Below are 5,426 nucleotides of genomic sequence, written 5' to 3'. Positions count from 1 at the left end.
GCGAAAGGTTGCCGCGTGCCCGGACATAAGCGGTGGCCTGTTCCGGTTCGCTGTCGACAAAGAACTCCACGCCGCGGTTGTTCTCGCCATAGATGTTCATGACGGTCATCACCGCAAAGCCGACAGCAGCGATCGAAACGATCGGCATGATCGGATTGCCAACGAGGAACTTGATGAAATGGCCAAACAGCGTGTGTTCCTCGGCGGAATGCACATGATCATCGGTCCGTTCGATCCGCGCCGCCCCAAGCGTCACCGACCCGGCAAAGGCACCAAACAGGAACAGCAACACGCCAAGGAGCGTGCCACCCGACGCACCCTCGGGCAGCAGGTAATGCGGATTCAATAGCTGCATCGCGCCCAGGAAGATCGTGTAGAGCGCAGGGGGTACCAGCGCGGCCCGCACCAGCCACGGCGTTCGGACGCGCAGCCAGTCCGAGATGCGGCCGAACACCCGGCTCAGTCGCCCCGAAACCCCTCCCATCACAGGCAGATAGATCAGCGCCACCACCAGCGAAGCGGAAAGGACAAAGATCAGCGTGACGGGCAGCATGCCCATGAACTCGCCTGGAATGCCGGGCCAGAACAGCATGGGCAAAAACGCGCACAGTGTCGTTGCTGTCGACGACACGATGGGCCAGAACATCCGCTGCGCCGCCTCGACATAGGCGTGCATCGGGCCGACGCCTTCCTTGATGCGTTTGTCGGCATATTCGACAACCACGATGGCGCCGTCGACCAGCATGCCCACCGCAAGGATCAGACCGAACATCACGATGTTCGAGATGCTGACGCCCATCACGGCGAGGAAGGCAAAGCACAACAGGAACGAGGTGGGAATGGCGAACCCCACCAGCAGCGCCGCGCGCGACCCAAGCGAGGCCAGAACCACGATCATCACCAGCGCGATGGCGGTCAGGACCGAACCCTCAAGCTGGCTGACCATCGATCCCACGACGCGGCTCTGGTCGTTCGACGTGCCGACCTCGACCGCCGCTTTCAATTCTTCGGGCCATTTCTCGCTTGAGGCCGCGACGGTCTGTTTCACCGCCTGAACCGTGTCGATCAGATTGAAACCCTTGCGCTTGACCACCTGCAGGGCAACCGTCGGCTCTCCGTCAAAGCGGGCGGTGCCCTCGCGGTCTTCAAAGGTATAGTTGATCTCGGCCAGTTCCCCCAGCGTCACAACCCGGTCGCCATTGACCTTGACCGGCAGGCCATAGACATCCTGCGCGGTCGTGAACGATGACGGGATCTTGACCGAAAACGTGCCCTGTTCGGTCTCGACCTCACCGGCAGCGATAAGCTGGTTGTTGTTCCGGACCACATTGATCAGTTCGGCTGCGGTGACGTTATAGGCTTCCAGCCGCAGCGGATCGATGATCACTTCCAGCAATTCGTCGCGATTGCCCGCGATTCCGGCCTCCAGCACCGAATCCAGCGCTTCCAGATCATCCTGCAAATCCTTGGCAATGCGCGCCATTGTCCGTTCCGGAACCGCCCCGGTCAGGTTGACGATGACAATCGGAAATTCCGAGAAATTGATTTCGCTCAGCGTATATTGCTCGGCCCCTTCGGGGAAATCGGCCTGCGCCGTGTTCATCGCGTCGCGCACATCGGCGGTGATCGCGGTCTTGTCCCAGCCGAACTCGAATTCCAGCGCCACGCCGGCATAGTTTTCGGCGGCGGTCGAGCTCATCTTCTTGAGCCCGTCCAGATCGGCCAGCTCGGTCTCCATCGGCTTGACCAGCAGGTTCTCGCTGTCCTCCGCAGAAATGCCGGGGAATTGAACCGACACGAACAGGGCGGGGATCTCGATATCCGGCTCGCCCTCCTTGGGCAGGCTGACATAGGCAAACCCGCCAACCACCAGCGAGATCGCGATAAAGGCCAGAACCATCCGGGCGCGCTTGGCGGCCCAGTCGACGATGCCGATCATTCCAAGACCTCCCGATAGGTCGGCGCCACGGCGACACCCTTGGTCACGAATTCCTGACCAACCACGATCACGTCAACGGTTTCAGGCAGGCCGCCCAGCCAGACGCCCTCGGTCGTGTCGCGCAACAGGCGCACCGGCAGGAAATCCACCACATTGCCCGAGGCCACGGTGCGCACGCCCAACTGGCCGTCATTGTTCAGCGTCAGTGCCGATTGCGGCAGCAGATGCGCCTTGGCCCCTTCCGACGAAATCGCGATCGAGGCGGTCTGGCCGTCGCGGATCGTCAGGTCCGGGTTCGGAACGGTGATTTCGACCTCGAATGTCCGGGTGGTCTCGTCGGCCGACCGGCTCAGGAACGTGACACGGCCCTGCACCTGACGACCGGTGGCCAGTGTGGCCCCGGCCTCGGCCCCGACCGCAATCCGGTTCACTTCGGTTTCCGGCACGAAACCGACCAGCTTGATCGGATCAAGCTGAATCACGGTCGCGCAGAGGCTACCCGATTCGCGCTGCATCAGGCTGCCCAATTCGGCGGTATCGCTTTCCAGCAACCCGTCGAACGGCGCCTCGATCGTCAGGCGGTTGATTTCCCGCTCGGCTGCGGCCACCGCGGCGGTTGCGGCCTCGATTCCCGCGCGCGTTGTTTCCAGTCCGGCTTCGGCGGTCTTGATCCCCGCCTCGGCGGCCCGCATCCCGGCTTCGGTCGAGACTCGGCGCGTTTCCGAGGCATACCCTGTTTCCGAAAGTTTCCGGGCGGCGGTGTTGTTTATTTCCGCCTCCGCCAGCCGGGCGCGTGCCTCATCCAACAGCGCCTCGGCCTCCGGCTGCCGGCTTTCCGCCTCGATCTTTCTTGCCTTGGCTTCGGCCAGATCGGCAAATCGCGTACCGGGATCAAGCTCACACAAAAGATCACCGGTCTTCACAAATGCGCCTTTGCGCTTGGGCTCCGAGATCACGGTCGAGGTGGTCTCGGCGCGCACTTCGACCTGGCGGTTCGCCTTGGTCTGGCCTCTCAGAAACACCGCGCTGTCAATCTCGCGCGCCTGAGAACGCAGGGCGACAACCGCCACGGCGTTCGGATCGGCGGCGTCCTGACCGGCTTCCGCAACGTCATCGCCCGTCTGATCGTCCTGCGGCTGTGCCGCCGCCGCTTCATACCCGGCAAAGGCCAGAAGGGCCGGTCTTTCAAATACAAGCAGGTAAAGCGCAGTGATCACCAGAAAAGCGGTGAGGATGGGGATCAATCGCATCGTGTGCCCTTTTCAAATCTGTCCTGACAACGGAACTCAACGGCATTTGGTATCAGATGGGGACTCATAATCGACTTGTCCATACTGAACGGACTAGTTCAGTTTATTTTTTTTGGACTGACAGCGCAAGGGAGATCGAATTGGTCGATCCGGGGTACTTGGCTTGCAAGTTGCTGCGGGGTATGACAGGCGCGGTACAGCCTGAAGCAACACCCGGGGGCAGGGATGAGTGACGTTGACAGTTTCATCGATGAGGTGACCGAAGAGGTCCGCCGCGACCGCCTGTTCCTGATGCTGAAAAGATGGGGCTGGGTCGGGGCGCTGGCCGTGGTCGCCATCGTGGGTGGCGCCGCGTTCAATGAATACCGCAAGGCGCAAACCACGGCAGCGGCTGAAAAGCTGGGCGATGAAATCATCGCCGCCCTGTCCCGGAACGACGCGGCGGGCCGCGCAGCCGGTCTGGAACAGATCAATGCCGAATCCGCCGGTGGCGACGCGGTGCTGCAGATGATGATCGCAGCTGCCCAGGCAAGCTCCGGTTCTGCCGACTCCGCCGCTCAGGGATTGAATCAGGTGGCTTCCAACGGCGAAGTGCCGGAGATCTACCGCCAGATCGCGGCCTTCAAGGCGCTGTTGATTCAGGGCGACGCCCTGCCTGTGGCCGACCGGCGGCAACAGTTCGAGGCGCTGGCCCAGCCGGGCGCACCCTTGCGCCTTCTGGCCGAGGAACAGCTTGCCCTGATCGATATTTCCGAAGGCGATGCAAGCGCCGCCCTGTCGCGTCTCGAAGCCCTGCGGCAGGACGCCGAGGTCGGAGTTGACTTGCAACAGCGCGCGACACAGTTGATTGTGGCGCTGGGCGGCAAGCCCGAACCCATTCCCGGACAGCAGGGCTGAAACGGATCTGACCCGGACCCGGGTCATTGGTGAAACACAGGCGAGTTCAGAATACGATGGCTAATACGACCTTTCCCCGCCTTGGGGTCACGCTGATGGGGCTGGCGATCATGACGTTGGGTGCATGCCAGCCACCCGAAGCGATCCTGCCCGGCGAGCGAGAGGATATCCGTCCCATCGAAGACACCGTAAGCAAGGCGGCAGGGTCCAAGCCCATCAGCCTTCCTTCGCAACAGAACAATGCGACCTGGGCGCAAAGCCCCGGCACGGCGGCCTATCGCACCACCAATCCCGCGCTGCGCGCCGCCCCGCAACAAATCTGGTCGACCTCGATCGGCAGCGGCGATTCCCGCCGGCAACGGATTACCGCCGACCCGGTCGTTGCTGGCGGCCTGATCTATACGCTTGATTCGGCGGCCACCGTCACCGCGGTGACGCCGCAAGGAGGAACCGTCTGGAGCACCGACCTCATCCCGACGGGTGAAAGCGCCGAACAGGCCACCGGCGGCGGGCTGGCCTATGATGGCGGCGTTCTCTATGTGTCTTCGGGTTTTGGCCGGCTGACCGCGCTGGATGCCAAGACGGGGGCTGTCCGCTGGCAGCAGCGGCTGAACGCCACCGGCAGTGGCACGCCAACGATTCGCGACGGGCTTCTGTATCTGGTGGCCGGGGATGACACCGGCTGGGCGATCCGGACAAAGGACGGGCGCATTGCCTGGCAGGTCGATGCGACACCCAGCGTCGGAAATGTTCTGGGCGCTCCGGCCCCTGCCATGACCTCGGACCTGGTGGTTTTTGCCTTTGGCTCCGGCGATATCACGTCCAGCTTCCGCAGGGGCGGGATCGTGCGGTGGAACGCTTCCATCGCCGGTGGCCGTCAGGGTCGCGCCGTCGCCCAGATCGGTGACGTGACCGGCGGGCCGGTGGTGTCGGGCAACACGATCTATGTCGGCAACCACTCCGGACGCACCGTGGCCTTCCAGGCCGACTCGGGCGAGCGGAAATGGACCGCCAGCGAAGGCGCGCTTGGCCCGGTCTGGCCTGTGGGTGACAGCATCTTCATGGTCAGCGACCGCAATCAGCTGTTGCGTGTGAACGCCTCGAACGGGTCGACCATCTGGGCGCGCGATCTTCCCGGCTTTGTCAAGGACAAGCCTCGCAAGCGCGGCGCGGTCTATGCCCATTACGGCCCGATCATGGCGGGCGGCAAGGTCATCATCGCCTCGGGCGATGGATATCTGCGCTTCTACAATCCCGCAGACGGCGTCATGACCAGCCGCATCGAACTGCCGGGCGGGGCGTCCACCGCGCCCGTCGTGGCGGGGCAGACGCTCTATGTC

4 protein-coding genes are annotated in these 5,426 nt (G+C 63.2%); 2 read left to right on the top strand and 2 right to left on the bottom strand.

All coding sequences use genetic code 11. The features are described 5' to 3' along the window. Both AC2FLX_RS21800 and AC2FLX_RS21795 read right to left on the bottom strand, forming a co-directional pair. The coding region (locus AC2FLX_RS21800) for an efflux RND transporter permease subunit (protein ID WP_496875558.1) at nt 1–1,939 on the bottom strand (1,939 nt) is incomplete at its 3' end. Then, nucleotides 1,936–3,189, bottom strand: coding sequence for an efflux RND transporter periplasmic adaptor subunit (locus AC2FLX_RS21795; RefSeq protein WP_496809836.1), 1,254 nt, complete (start codon nt 3,187–3,189; stop codon nt 1,936–1,938). The genes AC2FLX_RS21800 and AC2FLX_RS21795, both read right to left, overlap by 4 nt. A gap of 225 nt (nt 3,190–3,414) precedes the next feature. Here AC2FLX_RS21795 and AC2FLX_RS21790 point away from each other — a divergent pair, with 225 nt between their 5' ends. Together AC2FLX_RS21790 and AC2FLX_RS21785 are read left to right on the top strand one after the other, a co-directional pair. Further along, nucleotides 3,415–4,086: a hypothetical protein gene (locus AC2FLX_RS21790; protein WP_480749749.1), complete on the top strand. Its 672-nt coding sequence runs from the start codon at nt 3,415–3,417 to the stop codon at nt 4,084–4,086. Nucleotides 4,087–4,142: 56 nt separating this feature from the next. Continuing rightward, nucleotides 4,143–5,426: PQQ-binding-like beta-propeller repeat protein (locus AC2FLX_RS21785; protein ID WP_496875557.1), on the top strand; the 1,284-nt coding region annotated here is incomplete at its 3' end.

This window comes from Ruegeria sp. YKSF57, from assembly GCF_059612585.1.
This window is presented reverse-complemented; position numbering and strand designations above follow the sequence as displayed.